The following is an 18,454-nucleotide window of genomic DNA, read 5'->3' as shown; positions in this document are numbered from 1 at the left end:
AATAAGGGTTAATTTTTTCTTTCTTTTCTGAGCCTCCTGAAAAGCCATATGCACAATGGGCAGAATATCTTCCCGGCTGTATTTACAGACATCATAAGCATAATCTCCGTGCTCTTCGGTAAATTTTTCACCAAAATAAATCCCGCTTACCAGTTCTCTGAAAATCTGAATATCAGTTCCATCAATAATTTCCCGTTTCAAAGGGCTTTTCTCAATTAGTGACGCATAGGTTTTCAAAGGCCTGATATTAGCAAAAAGACCTAATTCTTTACGCAACTTTAACAGTCCCTGTTCAGGCCTTACTTTTGCATCCGGATCGTTATCGAATGAAGGATCTCCAATCGCTCCGAAAAGAACGGCATCGGAGTTTTTACAGATTTCAAGGGTTTCTTCCGGCAAAGGATTTCCGGTTTGGAAAATAGCTTCAGCACCGATCATTCCATATGTAAACTGGAATTTATAGTGAAAGACTTCTGCAATGGCATTCAGAATTTTCACACTTTCATTTACTACCTCCGGGCCTATTCCATCGCCCGGTAAAACTGCTATTTTGAAATAATTATTGCTCATATACTTTTTGTGTTTTTAATTCAAATTTCCGGATGGCTTCTTTCCTGCTGATTAAAAAATCAATATCATCATATCCGTTAAGAAGACATATTTTTTTATAGGAATCAAGCTCAAAGCTTTCGGTTTTTCCATTAAAACTAATGGTTTGTTGTTCTACATCTACTGTAATTTCATCTTCCGGATTGTCAGTGATATCGGCTAAAATTTCTTTTAAAAATTCTTCGGAAACTTTTACCGGCAGTAATCCGTTATTCAAAGCATTCCCTTTAAAAATATCGGCAAAATAGCTTGATACAATTACTTTAAAGCCATAATCTGTCAGTGTCCACGCAGCATGTTCACGGCTGCTTCCACATCCGAAATTATTTCCGGCTACTAAAATTTCGCCACTATATTTCGGATTATTTAAAACAAAATCAGGATTGGGTTCTCCGTTATGACTGTATCTCCAGTCTCTGAACAGGTTGTTTCCAAATCCTTTCTTGTCGATACTTTTCAGGAACCTGGCCGGAATAATCTGGTCGGTATCTATATTTTCTGCCGGTAATGGAATGGCACGGGATGTTATAATATCTAATTTTTGCATTTTCTGATCTTTAATTTAAGTTGTCAAACAGAGAGATTCTTCCTTCTACAGCTACTTTGGCAGCCGTTAACGGACTTGCCAGAATGGTTCTCGCCCCTTGCCCCTGTCTTCCTTCAAAATTCCGGTTGGAAGTAGAAACACAATATTCACCTTCAGGAATTTTATCGTCATTCATCGCAAGACACGCTGAGCATCCGGGTTGCCTGATCTGAAATCCCGCCTCATTAAAGATTCTGTCCAGACCTTCCTCATAAATCTGTCTGGCAACCATTTGTGAACCGGGAACGATTAAAGCCTGAACATTTTCAGATTTATTTTTCCCTTTGATATATTCAGCCGCAGAACGAAAATCTTCAATTCGCGCATTGGTACAGCTTCCAATGAATACATAGTTCACTTTAATATCAAATGGTGACTGACCGGGTTTCAAGCCCATATAATGTAAAGCTTTCTCTTCCGATTCGTTGGCAGGTGCAGGAATTACTTCATTGATTGATATTCCCATTCCCGGATTGGTTCCATAGGTGATCATCGGGTATATTTCAGAAGCATCAAATGCAATTTCCTTATCGAAAACAGCTTCGTCATCTGTCTTTAAAGTTTTCCAGTATTCCAGTTTTTCCTGCCATTCTTCCCCTTCAGGAGCAAAAGTTCTGCCTTTAATATAGTCAAAAGTTTTCTCATCAGGAGCGATCATTCCGCCTCTGGCACCCATTTCAATGCTCATATTGCATACGGTCATTCTTCCTTCCATCGACATTTCCTCAAAAACATTTCCGGCATATTCACAGAAGTATCCGGTTCCGCCATCGGTTCCCGTTTTTGAAATGATGTAGAGAATTACATCTTTAGGCTGAACGTTTTTATTCAGTTTTCCATTCACGGTAATTCTCATTGATTTGGGTTTATTGAGCAGTAAACACTGGCTGGCAAAAACCTGTGCCACCTGGCTTGTCCCGATTCCGAAAGCAATGGCACCGAAAGCACCGTGGGTAGAAGTATGGCTGTCACCACAAACTATGCTCATTCCGGGCTGTGTAATGCCTAATTCGGGAGCTATGATGTGAACAATACCCTGATACTGATGTCCTAATCCGTATAATTCGATATTATTTTTTCTACAGTTTTCCGTTAACTGTTCCACCTGATTTCTGGATGAGTCGTCCCTGATCGGTTTATCCTGATCTAAGGTAGGAACATTATGATCGGCGGTTGCTACAATTTGCTTTGGGCGGAAAACTTCAAGGTTTCTTGATTCCAGTTCAGCAAAAGCCTGTGGACTTGTTACTTCATGAATCAAATGTTTGTCAATATAGATGATTTGAGGTCCGTCCGGAATGGTTTCCACAACATGGGCATCCCAGACTTTGTCAAAAAGTGTTTTTTTATCGTTGTTCATTTTAATTGTATCTGATTGAATAAATCTTAGCTTATTTTTCTCGTAGCTTTTTCGATCATTAAGCTTAAGTCATCATTATTAACTTCTTTTTTGATGTCAGCAATTTTCAGAAATTCCTGATATAAAAAGTCCAGTTCATTTTTAGTTACATCAAAACCGATGTGCTTAAACCTGTAGGCCAGAGCAGACCTCCCGCTTCTTGCCGTAAGGATAATAGAAGACTCATTAACGCCTACTTCTGCAGGGTCAATAATTTCATAAGTTTCCCTGTTCTTAATCACTCCATCCTGATGAATTCCGGAACTGTGGGCAAAAGCGTTTGCTCCCACAATAGCTTTATTAGGCTGAACAGGCATTCCCATTAAGTCTGAAACCAAAACGCTCATTTTATTAAGCATTTTAGAATTGACATCTGTATATAAGTTTAAATCTTTATGCTGCTTTAAAATCATAACCACTTCTTCCAGTGCCGTATTTCCGGCTCTTTCTCCCAATCCGTTAATGGTACATTCAATCTGTCTTGCTCCGTTGACCACACCTGCAATAGAATTTGCAGTAGCCAATCCAAGATCATTATGGCAGTGGCATGACAGGATCGCTTTTTCAATTCCGGTTACATTTTCTCTCAGATATTTGATCTTTTCTCCATATTCTTCGGGTAAACAATAACCTGTGGTATCGGGAATATTCAGAACTGTTGCTCCTGCTTTTATCACTTCTTCACAAATTTTTGCCAAGAAATCATTATCCGTTCTTCCCGCATCTTCAGCATAAAATTCTACATCCTCAACAAAACTTTTCGCATATTTTACAGCATCAATTGCCCGCTCTATAATATCTTCTCTTGTAGAATTGAATTTATATTTGATATGAGAATCCGAAGTTCCTATTCCCGTGTGTATTCTTGGTCTTTTTGCAAACTGTAAAGCCTCTGCTGCAATCTCTATATCTTTTTTATTGGCTCTTGTCAGTCCGCAAACTTTTGCATTCTTAATCAGTTTTGAAATTTCAGAAACGGAATGAAAATCTCCAGGGCTTGAAACTGGGAATCCTGCCTCGATAATATCAATCCCTAGCTCATCAAGTCTTTCGGCGATCACCAGCTTTTGCTCTGTATTTAATTTACATCCCGGGACCTGTTCTCCATCACGCAGGGTGGTATCAAAAATTTCAACTTTTTCGGAATTCATAATAATGTTTTTACTTAATTTTGACTCAAAACTAAGATTTGATTTATTTTTTCATTTTCATTTTTCCAGAAAATTACAATACTCAAATAATAGAATTTTAATCACAACTGTCTTAAAATCAATTATATAAATTCTTTAAATTTACAATGGCAGAATTGCAGAAAGATTTCTTATTTATACTGATTAAATCATTGACTACCTCCGAAAAGCGGCAGTTTAAGTTATTTGTCAACCGTCTCGGGATCAATGTAGATGCAAAATTTCTTTTACTTTTTTCAGAAATGGATAAAATGAAAGAATATGAAGAAAGTATTATCCTGGAAAAGAAAATCTCTACGAAACAGCAACTCTCCAACCTTAAAGCCCATCTTTATAAGCAGATTCTGGTAAGCCTGCGGATGAACCCAAGCCATCAGAACTACAGAATTCAGCTTCGTGAGCAGCTTGATTTTGCCAATATTCTGTATCAGAAAGGGCTTTACAAACAGGCGTTGAAAATTTTAGATAAAACCAAACAAACGGCTTTGGAGCTTGATGAAAAAAGTATCGCTTCTGAAATCATCGACCTTGAAAAAGTAATTGAATCTCAGTTTATTACCCGGAGTATAGAAGGAAGAGCTGAAGAACTCATCAGACAATCTAAAGCGATCAGTAAGCAAAATCAGTATACGACGGATCTGTCTAATCTTTCACTGAAATTATACAGTGAAATGCTTACCCATGGCTATGTGAAAAATGATGAAGACCGTCAGAAAATCCTTAAAATTTTCAATGTACAGATCAGAAATATAAAACCGGTCAAACTTAAATTCACTGAAAAATTATGGTATTACAAAGCCCATGTATGGAAAAACCAGCTGTTTCAGGATTATAAGTATACTTTGAAATATGCTTATTTATGGGTAGATTTATTTCACCAGAATCCGGAAATGATTTTCAGCCATCCGGTCTGGTACATCAAAGGAAATACTTATTTACTCAAGATTCTTTTCCTGTATGGAAATATTGATGTTTTGGAAAAGCATTTTAAAAATTTTAATGATACGGTTTATTCTCAAAATTTTGCACAGAACGAGAATCTACAGTCTCTTATTTTTCTTACCTACTCCAATACTTTAATGAATATTCATTTTATAAAAGGAGAATTTTTTACAGGAACAAAGCTTATTCCGGAGATTGAACTGAAAATGGAAAAACTTCGGGATAAGATTGATGAGCACCACTTTATGATCCTTTATCTTAAAATGGCAGCCATGCTTTTCGGAAGTAAAAAATACAGGGAATCTATTCATTATTCCATGAAGATTATTGAGTCCAAAGGAAATGTTCAGGAAGATTTATTATTTCACACAAGGATATTGATCTTAATGTCAAAGCACGAATCGGGAAATGATGAAGATTATGATGAATTTATAAAAGCCACTTTAAAATTTGCCCTTAAAATGAAGAAGCCTGAAGCATTCCATTTTGAGAGTATTGAATTTTTTAAAAATCTCAACAATCTGGTTTTAAATAAAAGACAGGAAGCTTTTGAAGCTTTTGATCAAAAACTTGAACTTTTTTCAAAAAATGAATATTACAGAAGATCTTTGTTGTATATTGATATTCACGGCTGGGTAAAATCTAAGGTTCAGCATGTGGATGTTATAGAAATTATAAAGCAGAAGGTGAAATATAAAAGGAAATAAAAAGGTGGCTTCGAGAGCCTCAGCCTCCATTATTTTAATTTCACATCGGGCTTATTGATAATCTGGTAAGAAAATACGGTGCAAATTGTTTTTATAACAATAATTTCAACCTTTTATTCTTCTGAAAACTTTCAGGATTCTGAAGAGAGGAATTCTTTCAAACCTGCTGACAGCAAAAACAACAATATGTTTTTCATTATTTGGCATTAATTCTTTACGCAAATATGTGTTATTATATTATTTTAAATAAAAAATGCGTATTTTTGCATCTTAAAATTTCTTAGTAAACAATGATAAAAATTACACTTCCAGACAGTAGTGTCAAAGAATTTGAAGGAGAAGTTACTCCTTTAGATGTGGCAAAATCTATAAGCGAGGGATTGGCTAGAAATACCATTTCCGCAATTGTTAACGGCAAACCAGTAGAGACGACCACACCTATAACCACGGATTCTACGATACAATTGCTGACCTGGAATGACGATCTTGGAAAGAAAGCTTTCTGGCATTCTTCTGCCCACTTGCTGGCGCAGGCGATCCTTGAATTTTATCCTGATGCTAAGCTGACCATTGGTCCTGCTATCGAAAGCGGATTCTATTATGATGTGGATTTCGGGGGCGAAAGCTTATCTGAAAAAGATTTTGAAAAGATTGAAAAGAAAATCCTTGAAAACGCCAAGAAAGGTTCAACTTTCTCATTATATCCGGTTTCTAAAGAGGATGCATTGAAAACCTATGCAGATAATCCTTATAAAGTAGAGCTTATATCCAATCTTAATGACGGGGAAATTACTTTTGTAACTCACGACAACTTCACTGATTTATGCCGTGGAGGGCACATTCCGAACACAGGAATCGTAAAAGCCGTAAAAATATTAAATGCTGCAGGAGCTTACTGGAGAGGAAATGAAAAAAATCCTCAGTTAACAAGAGTTTACGGTATTTCTTTCCCTAAGCAGAAAGACCTGACTGAATATCTTGAAAGACTTGAAGAAGCTAAAAGAAGAGACCACAGAAAATTAGGTAAAGAATTAGGAATTTTCGCATTTTCTGAAAAAGTAGGTGCAGGTTTACCGCTTTGGTTGCCGAAAGGTACCGCTTTAAGAAAGAAATTAGAAAATTTCCTTACTGATGCTCAGAAAAAAGGAGGTTATGAATTCGTAATGTCGCCACATATCGGTGCCAAAGAATTGTACGTAACTTCAGGACACTGGGATAAATATGGTGCAGACAGCTTCCAGCCGATCAAAACTCCAAATGAAGGAGAAGAATTTATGCTGAAGCCAATGAACTGCCCGCACCACTGTGAAATTTATAAAACTTCACAATGGAGCTACAGAGATCTTCCGAAAAGATATGCAGAATTCGGAACGGTTTACAGATATGAGCAAAGTGGAGAACTTCACGGATTGACGAGAGTTCGTGGTTTTACCCAGGATGATGCCCACCTTTTCTGTACTCCGGATCAGCTGATGGAGGAATTCAAAAAAACGATCGATCTTGTCCTTTATGTTTTTGGTTCCCTTGGATTTGCTGATTTTACCGCTCAGATTTCGTTAAGAGACCCTGAAAATACTGAAAAGTATATCGGTAGTGACGAAAACTGGGAAAAAGCAGAAAATGCGATCGTTACCGCTGCCAAAGAAAAAGGATTAAATACCATCACAGAATACGGTGAAGCTGCTTTCTATGGCCCGAAACTGGATTTCATGGTGAAAGATGCTTTGGGAAGAAAATGGCAGTTGGGAACCATCCAGGTAGATTATAACTTACCGGAAAGGTTTGATCTTCATTACATCGGAAACGACAATGAAAAGCACAGACCCGTTATGATCCACAGAGCTCCGTTTGGTTCTATGGAACGTTTTATCGCGATATTATTAGAAAATACTGCCGGATATTTCCCGTTATGGCTGAGCCCGGATCAGTATATAATTCTACCAATCAGTGAAAAATATGTAGATTATGCAAAAAAAGTTTCACAATTTTTGGAAAATCACGATATTAGCGGTCAGATTGATGACAGAAATGAGAAGACAGGAAAAAAGATCCGTGATGCAGAATTAAAGAAAATTCCATTCATGCTTGTGGTAGGAGAAAATGAAGAGAAGGATGGCACAATTTCTGTAAGAAGACGTGGTGAAGGGGATCTTGGAGTAATGAGTACTGAGGATTTCATCAATTATTTTAAAAAAGAAGCAGCAATATAAATAAGCTGTTAAATAGAAAGTTAACCAATAAAATTTAAGACAATAGCACAAAGATTTAACAACAGAGGCCCAATGCGTCGTCCCGTACAGGAAGATTTGCATCAAATTAATGGTAAAATTAGAGCCAGAGAAGTTCGTTTGGTAGGAGATAATGTAGAGCCAGGAGTTTACCCCTTGGATAAAGCTTTACAGATCGCCAGGGATCAGGAATTAGACTTGGTAGTAATTTCCGACAAGGCTGAACCTTTTATTGCGAGAGTATTAGACTATAAAAAGTTTTTATACGAGCAAAAGAAGAAACAAAAGGAGCTTAAAGCTAAGCAGGTAAAAGTAGTGGTAAAAGAGATCCGTTTCGGGCCTCAGACTGATGACCATGATTATGAATTCAAGAAGAAACATGCTGAGAAATTCCTTGAAGAAGGCTCTAAATTGAAAACCTACGTATTTTTTAAAGGACGTTCCATTATCTTTAAAGATCAGGGAGAGATCCTGCTTTTAAAACTGGCTCAGGAATTAGAGCACGTGGGTAAAGTAGATCAGTTACCTAAATTGGAAGGAAAAAGAATGATTATGATGATGAGTCCTAAAAAACCAGCAAAATAATTGATATAGATTTTATATCTGTACTTTAAAATATAAACCTCAAAGTGATTTGAGGTTTTTTTATTTAATGTCAGTTATTAAATAATTATGAATATATATCCTATGTTAAGATTCAATGATAAATTTCATCTTACATTTGTGTTAGAAATAACAAACAAGCATTATTAATAACATAAACAAAAAAGCTATGAGTACACTTACACTAAAAGACGGAACCGAGATTTATTACAAAGACTGGGGAAAAGGACAGCCTGTATTTTTTCACCATGGATGGCCATTATCAAGTGATGACTGGGATGCTCAGATGTTTTTCTTCCTTGAACAGGGATACAGAGTAATTACCCACGACAGAAGAGGCCACGGAAGATCAGAGCAGACTCCCTACGGACACGAAATGGATACTTATGCTTCTGATGTAGATGAGATCGTTACAGCACTGGATTTAAAAGATGTAATTCATGTGGGACATTCTACAGGAGGAGGTGAAGTAATCCGATATGTTGCAAAACACGGTAAAGGAAGAGTGGCAAAAGCAGTTTTAATAAGTGCCGTAACCCCGATCATGGTGCAGAATGAAAATAATCCGAATGGTGTTCCGATCTCTGTTTTTGATGATATCAGAAATAATACATCTAAACACAGACAACAATTCTATATTGATCTTACGTTCCCATTCTATGGGTACAACAGAGAAGGTGCAAATGTTTCCGAAGGGATCCAGAGAAACTGGTGGAGACAAGGGATGAACGGTTCTATCAAAGCTCATTTTGACTGTATTAAAGCGTTCTCCGAAACAGATTTCACTGAAGATTTAAAAAGTGTAGATGTTCCTGTTTTGGTGCTGCACGGTGAAGACGATCAGATCGTTCCTTTTGAAACGACAGGAAAAGTAGCTGCTACTCTGTTGAAAAACGGGAAGCTTATTTCTTATCCGGGATTTCCTCATGGTATGCCGACTACAGAAGCCGAAACGATCAATAAAGATCTTTTGGAATTCTTCAAATCATAATTTCAACTCATTATTATTTAAAAACTGCAGGCTTTTGTCTGCAGTTTTTTGCTTTTTTCGTTATTTTGCAGGCTTAAACTCATTGAATGAAATCCGGATATGGAGCCTTTTTTATCGTTTGTGTCATTATATTTCTGGGAAGCTGCTTCTGCTACTACCCTTTTATTTCTGATGACAGTTTAATTTCACTCCGGTATGCCCAGCGTTTTATCGACGGAAAAGGATTAAACTGGAATGACGGGCATCCTGTGGAAGGCTACTCCAATTTTCTGTGGATTTTAGGCGTTTCATTTTTAGGAAAACTGGGAATTGATCTTATTGTAGCGGCAAGGATTTTAGGACTGCTTTGTTCCGTAGGAATCATCTGGCTCATTATCAGTTTTTTCAGGAAACAAAATATAAAGAAGGAATATGTTTTCTTAGGCGTTATCCTGCTTGTAACGACTCCATGCTTTGCCATCTGGGCGATTGGCGGATTAGAACAGCCTTTATATGCATTGCTGATTACCCTGATCTTAATTGAAGTGGTACAGATCATCAATGAAAACGGTTTAAAAAGAATCTATTATCTGTCAATATGGTTAGGGCTGCTTGCCATTACACGGCCGGACGGTTTTTTATTTACAATTATCACATCCGTTTTTCTATTGTTTATCAAGCGGAATCATAAAACTGATTTTATTAAAATAACTTTCGCCGTTGCTGTTATTCCTTTCCTGTTTCTTTTAGCTCAGCTTATTTTCAGATATACTTATTATGGTGAACTGGTCCCGAATACTGCTCTTGTAAAAGTGAAAATCACGTTTTATCATGTGATCAGAGGTATATTTTATCATGTAAAAGCTTTTCTGGGTACGCTTATTATCTCCTCTCTCGGAATTTATCTGCTTCTTGTCCTGGTTTTTAAGAAAAAAAATGTGGTCGGGATTTTCCTTTTGTTGAATATCCTGGCGTGGACTTTCTATGTAAGTTTGGTAGGCGGAGATATTTTCCCGGGTTACAGGCATTATGAAATTGTTCTTATATTTTTAGTATTTGCCATTATTATCGGTTTAAATGCTATTCACATAATTGATTTTAATAACCGTAAAATTAAGTTGGGTATTATTATCCTTTTAATTCTAAACTTTATCATCCAGATCAGGCTTCCGGAAAACCAGAAAGCCATTCAGGAAAGATGGGAATTCCGTGGAATGCAGCTTGGGGAAAGATTAAAAAATACATTTCCAGACAAGACGTTAATTGCCGTTACGTCTGCCGGTTCGATTCCCTACTCTTCAGAATTACCATCAATTGATATGCTGGGATTGAATGATTATTATATTCCACGACATCCGCCGGTCAATTTCGGAACAGGTTCATTAGCTCACGAATTAGGTGATGCGAATTACACCATGAACCGGAATCCGGACATTGTCATTTTCAATACAGGTGCGGCTCCGTCTTTTAATATCGGAGACCAGTTAAAGAAAAATAAAACTTTCACTCAGAATTACGTGAAGGTATTATCCAAAGAAAGAGATCAGGAATACCTGCTGTTCTTTAATAAATACGGTAAAAACAGCGGAATTGAAAAAACTGAAAGTGAACTTAAAATTCCAGGGTATTTATTTGCTCATCCTGTCGATACCATCAGTTTGTTTTCAGACAGGAAGCTTTTAAAAAATACACTTAAAGGAAATACTTACACTTTATCTCTTGACGGAATTCCCGAAAAAAAATGGTCATTAAAACAAGTTAATAGTGATAATAATGCCAATTTCCGGACTAAGATTGGTTTAAAAAATAACAGACTGGAAATTTCTGTGACTCCTGACCAAAACAGTTTATTAGAATCTGTTGTATTGGAAGGAAAAGATTAATGTTTTTTTTGTATCTTTGCACACTATTATTCCCGGATATTTTCCAGGGAAGCCAATACAGATATTGATAACAAAACAATAAAAAGCAAAACAATGCCAAAATTAAAAACGAAATCAGGTGCTAAAAAGCGTTTTGCTCTTACTGGTTCTGGTAAGATCAAAAGAAAAAATGCTTACAAAAGCCACATCTTAACTAAGAAAGAAACTAAGCAAAAGAGAAATCTTACGCAAACTTCTTATGTTGCTTCTGTGGACGAAAAAAGCGTTAAACGTCAATTAGCAATTAAGTAGTTTTTATAAATCTATATTCGGTTTATAGGAATTAAAACAAATTCAGAATTTTTAACCCTGAAACGGAGCAGATAAGTGTAATGAAATAAATTACCGCCCTTTTCAAAAAAACAATTTAAATTATGCCAAGATCAGTAAATGCCGTAGCTTCAAGAGCTCGCAGAAAGAAAATTTTTAAGCAAGCTAAAGGTTTTTTCGGTAGAAGAAAGAACGTTTGGACTGTAGCTAAAAACGCGGTAGAAAAAGCAATGCAATATGCTTACCGTGGTAGAAAAGAGAAAAAGAGAAACTTCAGATCACTTTGGATCACTCGTATCAATGCGGGTACCAGAGAGCACGGAATGTCTTACTCTCAGTTTATGGGAGCTCTTAAAAAGAACAACGTAGAGCTTAACAGAAAAGTTTTAGCAGATTTAGCAATGAATCATCCTGAAGCTTTCAAAGCTGTTGTAGATCAAGTAAAATAATGTAGAATTTTTTGTTATCAATATAAATCCCGGGTTTTTTGCTCGGGATTTTTTTATTCAATACATTTGCTGTGAAAAAAACAACAAATGATTAATTAATATGTAAGAATGAAAAAATTATCGACTCTTTTGTTATTTTCTTTTGCCTGCTATGGTTTACAGGCACAAAGCTTTATCCAGGCTTATCAGAACAGAGCCAACCAGGTTGTACAGGCTAATATTACGGCAAACCTGCAGGAATTTGGAAACCTGGGTGTAAAAACCACCGGTTCCGTAGCTAATACGAATGCTCTTAACTGGATCAAGAATAAATATCTGTCTTATGGCTATACGGTAAGCCAGATGGAAGAAGATCTGTTTACGGTGGGAAACCTTAACTCTAAAAACCTGATCATCACGAAAACAGGAACTCTTTATCCGAATAAATATGTGATTATCTGCGGGCATTATGATACGATTACAGGCCCGGGAGTGAGTGATAACGGAAGCGGAACCTCTATTATTTTAGAAGCTGCCAGAATTTTAAAAGATATCCCTACTGAATATTCTATCAAATTTATCCATTTTTCTGGTGAAGAACAAGGGCTGTATGGAAGTGATCATTATGCGAATAACGTGGTTTTCAAAAACGGTGTCCGTCAATTCGACATAAGACTGGTTTTCAATATAGATCAGGTAGGCGGTAAATTATCAAACCCAAGTAATTCGATCAAATGTGAAAGCGACCAATCCGGACAATCCGGAAATAATGCAGAATCATTAGCCTTTACCCAACAGCTGGCAACCTGTACTACACTGTATTCACCATTGCAGACGGTGATGTCTAATGCTTATTCGTCAGATTATGTACCCTTTGAAGAAAACGGGGAAATTATTACCGGTTTCTATGAAACTCCGCAAAGCCATAATGAACATACGGTTAATGATACTTTTGCCAATGTAGACCCTACCTATGTATTTAATGTAGGGAAAGCTGCTGTCGGGGCACTTCAGCATTTCGCCGTGGCCAGTACAAGCATATTGAGCGTAAAAGATGTTGATTTACATTCATTGGAATCTGTAAAGATTTATCCGAATCCTGCTAAAAATGAAATTAATATTGAGCTTCCCCATACCATCAAAAATTTCACTTCTGAGATCACAGATATGGACGGACGTTTGTTATTAAATACTGAAAACCAAACTAAAATAAATGTTTCCGGTTTTACAAGCGGTACGTATTTATGCACCGTGAAAACAGCCGATGACAGTGTTACCAGGAAAATTATTGTAGAAAAATAATCTGTATCATCATATTAAATTTAAATCCTAAGTCGGTGACTTAGGATTTTTTATTATATTTACAATAAAATTACATGATATGAAAAAGATTACTACTATTCTGTTTATTTCTTTATTAATTTATACTGCAAAAGCGCAAACTTTCATTCAGGCTTATCAGAACAGAGCCAATCTGGTGACTCAGACCAATATTACCACTAACCTGCAACAATTTGCCAATTTAGGAATCAAAACTACAGGTTCTGTAAATAATGCCAACACTTTAACATGGATTAAAAATAAGTATTTATCATACGGATATTCAGCGAGTCAGATTGTAGAAGATCCTTTTACATTTGGAAGTACAAGCTCAAAAAACCTGGTCATTACCAAAACAGGGACTCTTTATCCCAATAAATATGTCATTGTTTGCGGGCATTTTGATACGATCTATGGTCCCGGAGTTAATGACAACGGAAGCGGAACCTCTATTATCTTAGAAGCTGCCAGAATCCTGAAAGATGTACCGACGGAATACTCTATTAAATTTATACATTTTTCAGGTGAAGAACAGGGATTGAGAGGAAGCACCCATTATGTAAATAATGTAGCTTACCAGGGAAATACCCGTGTCCTGGACATCAAAATGGTTCTTAATCTGGATCAGGTAGGCGGTAAAATGGGCAATAACAACAATACCGTTTACTGCGACAAAGATATGGGCGGAAATCCGAGCAACGCGACAGCTTCAGCGGCTGCAGTTCAGCAATTGGTGACCTGTACTCAGCTTTACTCAACACTTCAGACGGCTATTGATCCTGCTGAAGATACAGATTATATGCCTTTTGAAGCCAAAGGTGAGGTGATCACCGGATATTTTGAAAGGATCAGGAGTAATTATCCCCATACTTCAAATGATACTTTTGCGAATACAGACCCTGTTTATATATTTAAGATCGGGAAAGCAACGGTGGGTGCCATTCAGCATTTTGCAGTAGCTACTACTGTAGCAACAGCAGGAGTTCTGAAAACGAATGAAGTCGTTTTAAATTCATTAGAATCTGTAAAAATGTTTCCCAATCCTGCAAAAGAGATTCTCTCGATAGAATTGCCTGTTACAGTGAAAAAATTCACTTTTGAAATTACCGATCTTCTTGGACGCACATTATTGAAATCAGAAAATCAGACAAGAATTAATGTTTCCGGAATCCCGACAGGCAGCTATATTGCGATGATAAAAGCCGGAGATCATACCGTGGTAAGAAAAGTAATGATTGAAAAATAAACAAGGCAATTTACACTCATCAATTTTTTATTAACGCAAAGCTTTTAAAATTCGACTGTTTTATTTTAAGAAAAGCAAAGAAAGCAGCAAAGCTGCTATGAAGTATTCTTTTGAAATCTATTTTAATAGATTAAAAAACTTTGCTCACCTTAGATCGGTACGATTCATTATTTTCTTTGCGATAAAAACCGATCGGAGAGGCAAGAAAAAATAAGTGTAAAATAGTGTAGTTACCATAAATAATAGTATTGACATTTTAAAACCTCGTTAAAAAACGAGGTTTTTTATTTTGTAAAAAGACGGCTTTAATTTTAGCTTCTATTTTTTAAAACTTTTTCAATATCTTCCAGAGAAAAGCCTTTAGCTTTAAGTAAAATCAAAAAGTGATACATCAGATCTGCAGCTTCATTTTTAAATAGTTCATCATTCTGGTCTTTAGCTTCAATCACCAGTTCTACAGCCTCCTCACCTACTTTCTGAGCCATTTTATTAATCCCTTTCTTATATAAGGAATAGGTATAGGAACCTTCTGTTTTTTCATCAATTCTTGATGAAACGGTATCTTCCAGTTCATATAAAAATCCTTTGACATCCTTTTCACCAAAACAGCTGAAGCTTCCGGTATGGCATACAATATTGCGGGGAACTGCCTTAATCAGAATTGTATCCTGATCACAATCTATATCAATACTTTTTACCGTTAGAAAATTTCCGGATTCCTCACCTTTTGTCCAGAGCCTGTTTTTTGAACGGCTGAAAAAAGTGACCACACCTTCTCTTTTCGTTTTTTCAAATGCTTCTTCATTCATATATCCAAGCATTAAAACCTGTAAAGTTCTGTTGTCCTGGATAATTACAGGAACAAGTCCGTTTGTTTTATTAAAATCTATCATCGTCTTATGTCGATTTTTTGAAATTGTAAATCCTTTTTTAAATCCTGAATTGATACTTCCCCGAAATGGAAAATACTTGCCGCCAAAGCTCCAGTCACCTTAGTTTCCTGAAAAACCTCTTTAAAATCAGCAATCTTTCCGGCTCCACCTGAAGCAATAACAGGGATGTTCACATTTTCGGAAACAGAACGGGTAATTCTCACATCAAAACCTGCTTTTGTTCCGTCACCGTCCATTGAAGTCAAAAGAATTTCACCGGCACCGGATGATTCAACTCTTTTTGCCCAATCGATCGTTTCTAAATCTGTGATTTCCGTTCCGCCTTTAATATGTACCCAATCCGAATTGTTAATAAATCTTGTATCAACGGCTACCACAATACACTGGCTTCCAAATTCTTTGGCAAGGTTATTAATCAGCTTTGGATTTTTCACCGCCGATGAATTGATGCTTATTTTGTCTGCTCCGGCTTCCAATAACTTCCGGACATCATCAACTGCCGAAATACCACCGCCAACCGTAAAAGGAATGCTTAATTCTTTTGCAATGTCCCGGACAAGTTCAATGAAAGTCTTTCTTTTTTCAATCGTTGCCGTGATATCGAGAAATACCAGTTCGTCAGCGCCTTCAAGCTCATATTTTTTAGCTAAATCTATTGGGTTTCCGGCATTTCTTAATCCTTCAAAATTAATTCCTTTCACCGTTGTTCCATCTTTAATATCCAGACAGGGAATGATTCTCTTTTTAAGCATTTTCAATAAAATTTTGCAGTTCCTTTAATGATATTTTTCCTTCATAAATCGCTTTTCCGATGATGGTTGCGGAACATCCTATTTCTTTCATAGCGTGCACATCTTCCATCCCGGAAATCCCTCCGCTGGCTGTTAAACTGATTGAGGTTTTACTGATGATCTCTTTGTATAGCTCTGTGGAAGGGCCCTGCAGCATTCCGTCTTTTGAAATATCCGTGCAGATGGTATTTAAAATTCCCCATTGCTGATATTGAGTAATAAAATCAATAATATCAAAATTGCTTTCTTCCTGCCATCCCGATGTCTTTATTTTCCTGTTTTCACAATCTGCCCCGAGAATGATCTGTTCTGCTCCATATTCTTCAATAATACTTTTACAAAATTCAGGATTTTGGACGGCAATACTTCCGATCGTGATCTGTTTTGCCCCGGAATTAAAGGCAGTTTCAATATCATTTCTGCTTTTTAATCCGCCTCCGAAATCAATCTGTAATGAGGTTTCTTTAGCAATAGCTTCCAGAACTTTCTGATTGACCATATGCTTTGATTTTGCCCCGTCGAGATCTACCAGATGAAGGAATTGAATGCCATAGCTTTCAAATTCTTTCGCCATGTCAACCGGATTTTCATTATATATTTTTTTTGTACTATAATCTCCTTTGGAAAGCCGTACACATTTTCCGTCAATAATATCAATAGCAGGAATTATTTTCATTAGAGTTGTAAAAATTGGGTGAGTAATTCATTTCCTTTTTTTCCTGATTTTTCAGGGTGAAACTGGGTTGCATAAAAATTATCTTTTTGTAAAGACGCACTGAAAGGCAGAATATAATCGCAGACAGAAGTCGTATAATCTGATAATTCACAATAATAGCTGTGAACAAAATAAAAGTCACTGCTTTCATCAATTCCCGATAAAAAGGGAGATTTTAAATCTTTGACCGTGTTCCAGCCCATATGCGGAACAATGTCCTGAGCCGGGAATTTTTTAACCTGAATATCAAAAATCCCCATTCCTTCGGTATTTCCTTCCTCGTTATCTTTACACATCAGCTGCATGCCCAGACAAATCCCTAAAACAGGCTGTTTCAATGTCGGGATCAACAGATCCAGACCTTTTTCCTTTAATAACTTCATGGTTGAAGAAGCCTCTCCAACGCCCGGAAAAATAACCTTATCCGCCTTCCGGATCAATTCAAAATCATCAGTTACGACAGATTCTGCGTTCAACCGGTTTAAGGCGTTCTGAACAGAATTTACATTTCCGCCATTGTATTTTATTATAGCAATCATATTATAAACTTCCTTTAGTTGAAGGTAAATTGAAATTTTTATCGGTCTGATTAACTGCCATTTTCAGTGCTTTCGCAAATGCTTTGAAAACAGATTCAATTTTATGGTGTTCATTTTCACCTTCTGCTTTAATATTGAGGTTAGATTGTGAAAAATCCGTAAATGATTTAAAAAAGTGAAAGAACATTTCAGTTGGTACATCACCTATTTTTTCCCTTTTAAAGTCTGCTTCCCAAACCAGCCACGGTCTTCCGCCGAAATCTACTGCAACCTGAGCCAGACAATCGTCCATAGGCAGCAGAAAGCCATATCTTTCAATCCCTTTTTTGCTTCCCAGAGCTTTAAGAAAGGCTTGTCCAAAGACTATTCCCGTATCTTCAATTGTATGGTGCTCATCTACCTGCAGATCACCTTTCACTTTAATCTTTAAGTCAAGGTTTCCATGTTTTGAAATCTGTTCCAGCATATGATCAAAAAAATGTAATCCTGTAGAAATCTCCGAATCGCCTTTCCCGTCCAGATTAATTTCTATTTCGATTTCTGTTTCATTGGTTTTTCTTGATACTTTGGATGTTCTCGGAATCTGCTTTAAAAATGAATAGATCTCCGGCCATTTTTTTGTCGTCAGTTCAGCCTCTGCATTTGAAATATCGTGAATAAGAATGGCTTTTGAACCCAGATTCTGAGCCAACTGAATATCTGTAACCCGATCACCAATGACATAGGAATTTTCTAAATCATAATTTCCATGGATGTATTTTCCCAGCATTCCTGTTCCCGGTTTTCTGGTCGGCAGGTTTTCATATTCAAAACTTTTATCAATTAAAATATCAGAAAAAATAATCCCTTCATTTTCAAAGGCCTTCATCATTTTTTCATGAGGTTTTATGAAATTTTCATAGGGAAAGCTTTCCGTTCCCAAGCCATCCTGATTTGTGATCATCACTAATTCATAATCCAGCTCTTTTACAATTTTTGAAAGGCTTTGAAAAACGCCCGGATAAAATTCCAGCTTTTCGAGGGAATCAACCTGAAAATCTTCCGGTGGTTCTATAATTAAAGTTCCGTCGCGGTCTATAAATAATACTTTTTTCAT

General features: G+C 36.6%; 18 protein-coding genes. 9 read left to right on the top strand and 9 right to left on the bottom strand.

Annotation, left to right across the window (positions count from 1 at the left end; translation table 11 throughout):
• The 4 genes from AB8P06_RS10745 to AB8P06_RS10730 form a co-directional block, all read right to left on the bottom strand.
• Positions 1-570 (bottom strand): isocitrate/isopropylmalate family dehydrogenase (locus tag AB8P06_RS10745; RefSeq protein ID WP_369841389.1); only part of this gene is annotated, 570 nt, incomplete at its 3' end.
• Positions 560-1,156 carry a 3-isopropylmalate dehydratase small subunit gene (gene leuD / locus AB8P06_RS10740; protein ID WP_369841386.1) on the bottom strand — a complete coding sequence of 199 codons (597 nt, stop codon included), beginning with the start codon at positions 1,154-1,156 and terminating at the stop codon, positions 560-562. The genes leuD and AB8P06_RS10745, both read right to left, overlap by 11 nt.
• Positions 1,157-1,166: 10 nt before the next feature.
• On the bottom strand, positions 1,167-2,555 hold the full coding sequence (gene leuC / locus AB8P06_RS10735) for a 3-isopropylmalate dehydratase large subunit (protein WP_369841383.1): 1,389 nt from the start codon (positions 2,553-2,555) through the stop codon (positions 1,167-1,169).
• A gap of 26 nt (positions 2,556-2,581) precedes the next feature.
• Complete coding sequence (locus AB8P06_RS10730) at positions 2,582-3,745, bottom strand: 2-isopropylmalate synthase (RefSeq protein ID WP_369841381.1); 1,164 nt, start codon at positions 3,743-3,745, stop codon at positions 2,582-2,584.
• Between the two features lie 146 nt (positions 3,746-3,891).
• On the opposite strand from AB8P06_RS10730, the gene AB8P06_RS10725 reads away from it, so the two are divergent.
• The 9 genes from AB8P06_RS10725 to AB8P06_RS10685 all read left to right on the top strand — a co-directional run bounded on the left by AB8P06_RS10725 (position 3,892) and on the right by AB8P06_RS10685 (position 14,420).
• On the top strand, positions 3,892-5,433 hold the full coding sequence (locus tag AB8P06_RS10725) for a hypothetical protein (RefSeq protein ID WP_369841379.1): 1,542 nt from the start codon (positions 3,892-3,894) through the stop codon (positions 5,431-5,433).
• 290 nt (positions 5,434-5,723) lie between these two features.
• Entirely contained in the window at positions 5,724-7,643 is a 1,920-nt protein-coding gene (thrS, locus tag AB8P06_RS10720; protein WP_369841377.1) for a threonine--tRNA ligase, read from the top strand.
• A 72-nt stretch (positions 7,644-7,715) separates the two neighbouring features.
• Positions 7,716-8,246 carry a translation initiation factor IF-3 gene (gene infC / locus AB8P06_RS10715; protein WP_007840003.1) on the top strand — a complete coding sequence of 177 codons (531 nt, stop codon included), beginning with the start codon at positions 7,716-7,718 and terminating at the stop codon, positions 8,244-8,246.
• A 187-nt stretch (positions 8,247-8,433) separates the two neighbouring features.
• A complete protein-coding gene (locus tag AB8P06_RS10710) occupies positions 8,434-9,255 on the top strand; it encodes an alpha/beta fold hydrolase (protein ID WP_369841375.1) in 822 nt (273 codons plus the stop codon).
• 86 nt (positions 9,256-9,341) lie between these two features.
• Entirely contained in the window at positions 9,342-11,117 is a 1,776-nt protein-coding gene (locus tag AB8P06_RS10705) for a DUF8728 domain-containing protein (RefSeq protein WP_369841374.1), read from the top strand.
• Positions 11,118-11,210: 93 nt separating this feature from the next.
• Positions 11,211-11,408: a 50S ribosomal protein L35 gene (gene rpmI, locus AB8P06_RS10700; protein ID WP_007840008.1), complete on the top strand. Its 198-nt coding sequence runs from the start codon at positions 11,211-11,213 to the stop codon at positions 11,406-11,408.
• 122 nt (positions 11,409-11,530) lie between these two features.
• Complete coding sequence (rplT, locus tag AB8P06_RS10695) at positions 11,531-11,875, top strand: 50S ribosomal protein L20 (RefSeq protein ID WP_007840009.1); 345 nt, start codon at positions 11,531-11,533, stop codon at positions 11,873-11,875.
• 108 nt (positions 11,876-11,983) lie between these two features.
• The gene (locus tag AB8P06_RS10690) at positions 11,984-13,156 is read left to right on the top strand and encodes a M28 family peptidase (protein WP_369841370.1); all 1,173 of its coding nucleotides are present in this window, start codon (positions 11,984-11,986) and stop codon (positions 13,154-13,156) included.
• A 79-nt stretch (positions 13,157-13,235) separates the two neighbouring features.
• A complete protein-coding gene (locus tag AB8P06_RS10685) occupies positions 13,236-14,420 on the top strand; it encodes a M20/M25/M40 family metallo-hydrolase (RefSeq protein ID WP_369841367.1) in 1,185 nt (394 codons plus the stop codon).
• Between the two features lie 311 nt (positions 14,421-14,731).
• Here the strand turns inward: AB8P06_RS10685 and hisIE are convergent, their stop codons facing one another.
• Genes hisIE through hisB form a run of 5 tightly spaced genes read right to left on the bottom strand, consistent with a single transcriptional unit; the run spans position 14,732 to position 18,454 of the window.
• Entirely contained in the window at positions 14,732-15,313 is a 582-nt protein-coding gene (gene hisIE, locus AB8P06_RS10680) for a bifunctional phosphoribosyl-AMP cyclohydrolase/phosphoribosyl-ATP diphosphatase HisIE (RefSeq protein ID WP_369841365.1), read from the bottom strand.
• Positions 15,310-16,065: an imidazole glycerol phosphate synthase subunit HisF gene (gene hisF / locus AB8P06_RS10675; protein ID WP_369841362.1), complete on the bottom strand. Its 756-nt coding sequence runs from the start codon at positions 16,063-16,065 to the stop codon at positions 15,310-15,312. Before hisF ends, hisIE begins: the two co-directional genes overlap by 4 nt.
• On the bottom strand, positions 16,058-16,780 hold the full coding sequence (gene hisA / locus AB8P06_RS10670; RefSeq protein WP_369841359.1) for a 1-(5-phosphoribosyl)-5-[(5-phosphoribosylamino)methylideneamino]imidazole-4-carboxamide isomerase: 723 nt from the start codon (positions 16,778-16,780) through the stop codon (positions 16,058-16,060). The genes hisF and hisA overlap by 8 nt, the downstream gene beginning before the upstream one ends.
• Positions 16,780-17,358, bottom strand: coding sequence for an imidazole glycerol phosphate synthase subunit HisH (gene hisH, locus AB8P06_RS10665; RefSeq protein ID WP_369841356.1), 579 nt, complete (start codon positions 17,356-17,358; stop codon positions 16,780-16,782). The genes hisA and hisH overlap by 1 nt, the downstream gene beginning before the upstream one ends.
• Position 17,359: 1 nt before the next feature.
• Positions 17,360-18,454, bottom strand: coding sequence for a bifunctional histidinol-phosphatase/imidazoleglycerol-phosphate dehydratase HisB (hisB, locus tag AB8P06_RS10660; protein WP_369841354.1), 1,095 nt, complete (start codon positions 18,452-18,454; stop codon positions 17,360-17,362).

The sequence above is a fragment of the Chryseobacterium tongliaonense genome (genome assembly GCF_041224435.1).
Lineage (GTDB): Bacteria > Bacteroidota > Bacteroidia > Flavobacteriales > Weeksellaceae > Chryseobacterium > Chryseobacterium tongliaoense.
The sequence above is the reverse complement of the archived record's forward strand: the minus strand, read 5'-3'. Positions and strand labels throughout refer to the sequence as shown.

What these genes read in the sequence shown, in the direction of transcription:
- leuD (WP_369841386.1), bottom strand. Translation starts at nt 1,156, where the DNA reads ATGCAAAAATTAGATATTATAACATCCCGTGCCATTCCATTACCGGCA.
- leuC (WP_369841383.1), bottom strand. Translation starts at nt 2,555, where the DNA reads ATGAACAACGATAAAAAAACACTTTTTGACAAAGTCTGGGATGCCCAT.
- AB8P06_RS10730 (WP_369841381.1), bottom strand. Translation starts at nt 3,745, where the DNA reads ATGAATTCCGAAAAAGTTGAAATTTTTGATACCACCCTGCGTGATGGA.
- AB8P06_RS10725 (WP_369841379.1), top strand. Translation starts at nt 3,892, where the DNA reads ATGGCAGAATTGCAGAAAGATTTCTTATTTATACTGATTAAATCATTG.
- thrS (WP_369841377.1), top strand. Translation starts at nt 5,724, where the DNA reads ATGATAAAAATTACACTTCCAGACAGTAGTGTCAAAGAATTTGAAGGA.
- infC (WP_007840003.1), top strand. Translation starts at nt 7,716, where the DNA reads ATGCGTCGTCCCGTACAGGAAGATTTGCATCAAATTAATGGTAAAATT.
- AB8P06_RS10710 (WP_369841375.1), top strand. Translation starts at nt 8,434, where the DNA reads ATGAGTACACTTACACTAAAAGACGGAACCGAGATTTATTACAAAGAC.
- AB8P06_RS10705 (WP_369841374.1), top strand. Translation starts at nt 9,342, where the DNA reads ATGAAATCCGGATATGGAGCCTTTTTTATCGTTTGTGTCATTATATTT.
- rpmI (WP_007840008.1), top strand. Translation starts at nt 11,211, where the DNA reads ATGCCAAAATTAAAAACGAAATCAGGTGCTAAAAAGCGTTTTGCTCTT.
- rplT (WP_007840009.1), top strand. Translation starts at nt 11,531, where the DNA reads ATGCCAAGATCAGTAAATGCCGTAGCTTCAAGAGCTCGCAGAAAGAAA.
- AB8P06_RS10690 (WP_369841370.1), top strand. Translation starts at nt 11,984, where the DNA reads ATGAAAAAATTATCGACTCTTTTGTTATTTTCTTTTGCCTGCTATGGT.
- AB8P06_RS10685 (WP_369841367.1), top strand. Translation starts at nt 13,236, where the DNA reads ATGAAAAAGATTACTACTATTCTGTTTATTTCTTTATTAATTTATACT.
- hisIE (WP_369841365.1), bottom strand. Translation starts at nt 15,313, where the DNA reads ATGATAGATTTTAATAAAACAAACGGACTTGTTCCTGTAATTATCCAG.
- hisF (WP_369841362.1), bottom strand. Translation starts at nt 16,065, where the DNA reads ATGCTTAAAAAGAGAATCATTCCCTGTCTGGATATTAAAGATGGAACA.
- hisA (WP_369841359.1), bottom strand. Translation starts at nt 16,780, where the DNA reads ATGAAAATAATTCCTGCTATTGATATTATTGACGGAAAATGTGTACGG.
- hisH (WP_369841356.1), bottom strand. Translation starts at nt 17,358, where the DNA reads ATGATTGCTATAATAAAATACAATGGCGGAAATGTAAATTCTGTTCAG.
- hisB (WP_369841354.1), bottom strand. Translation starts at nt 18,454, where the DNA reads ATGAAAAAAGTATTATTTATAGACCGCGACGGAACTTTAATTATAGAA.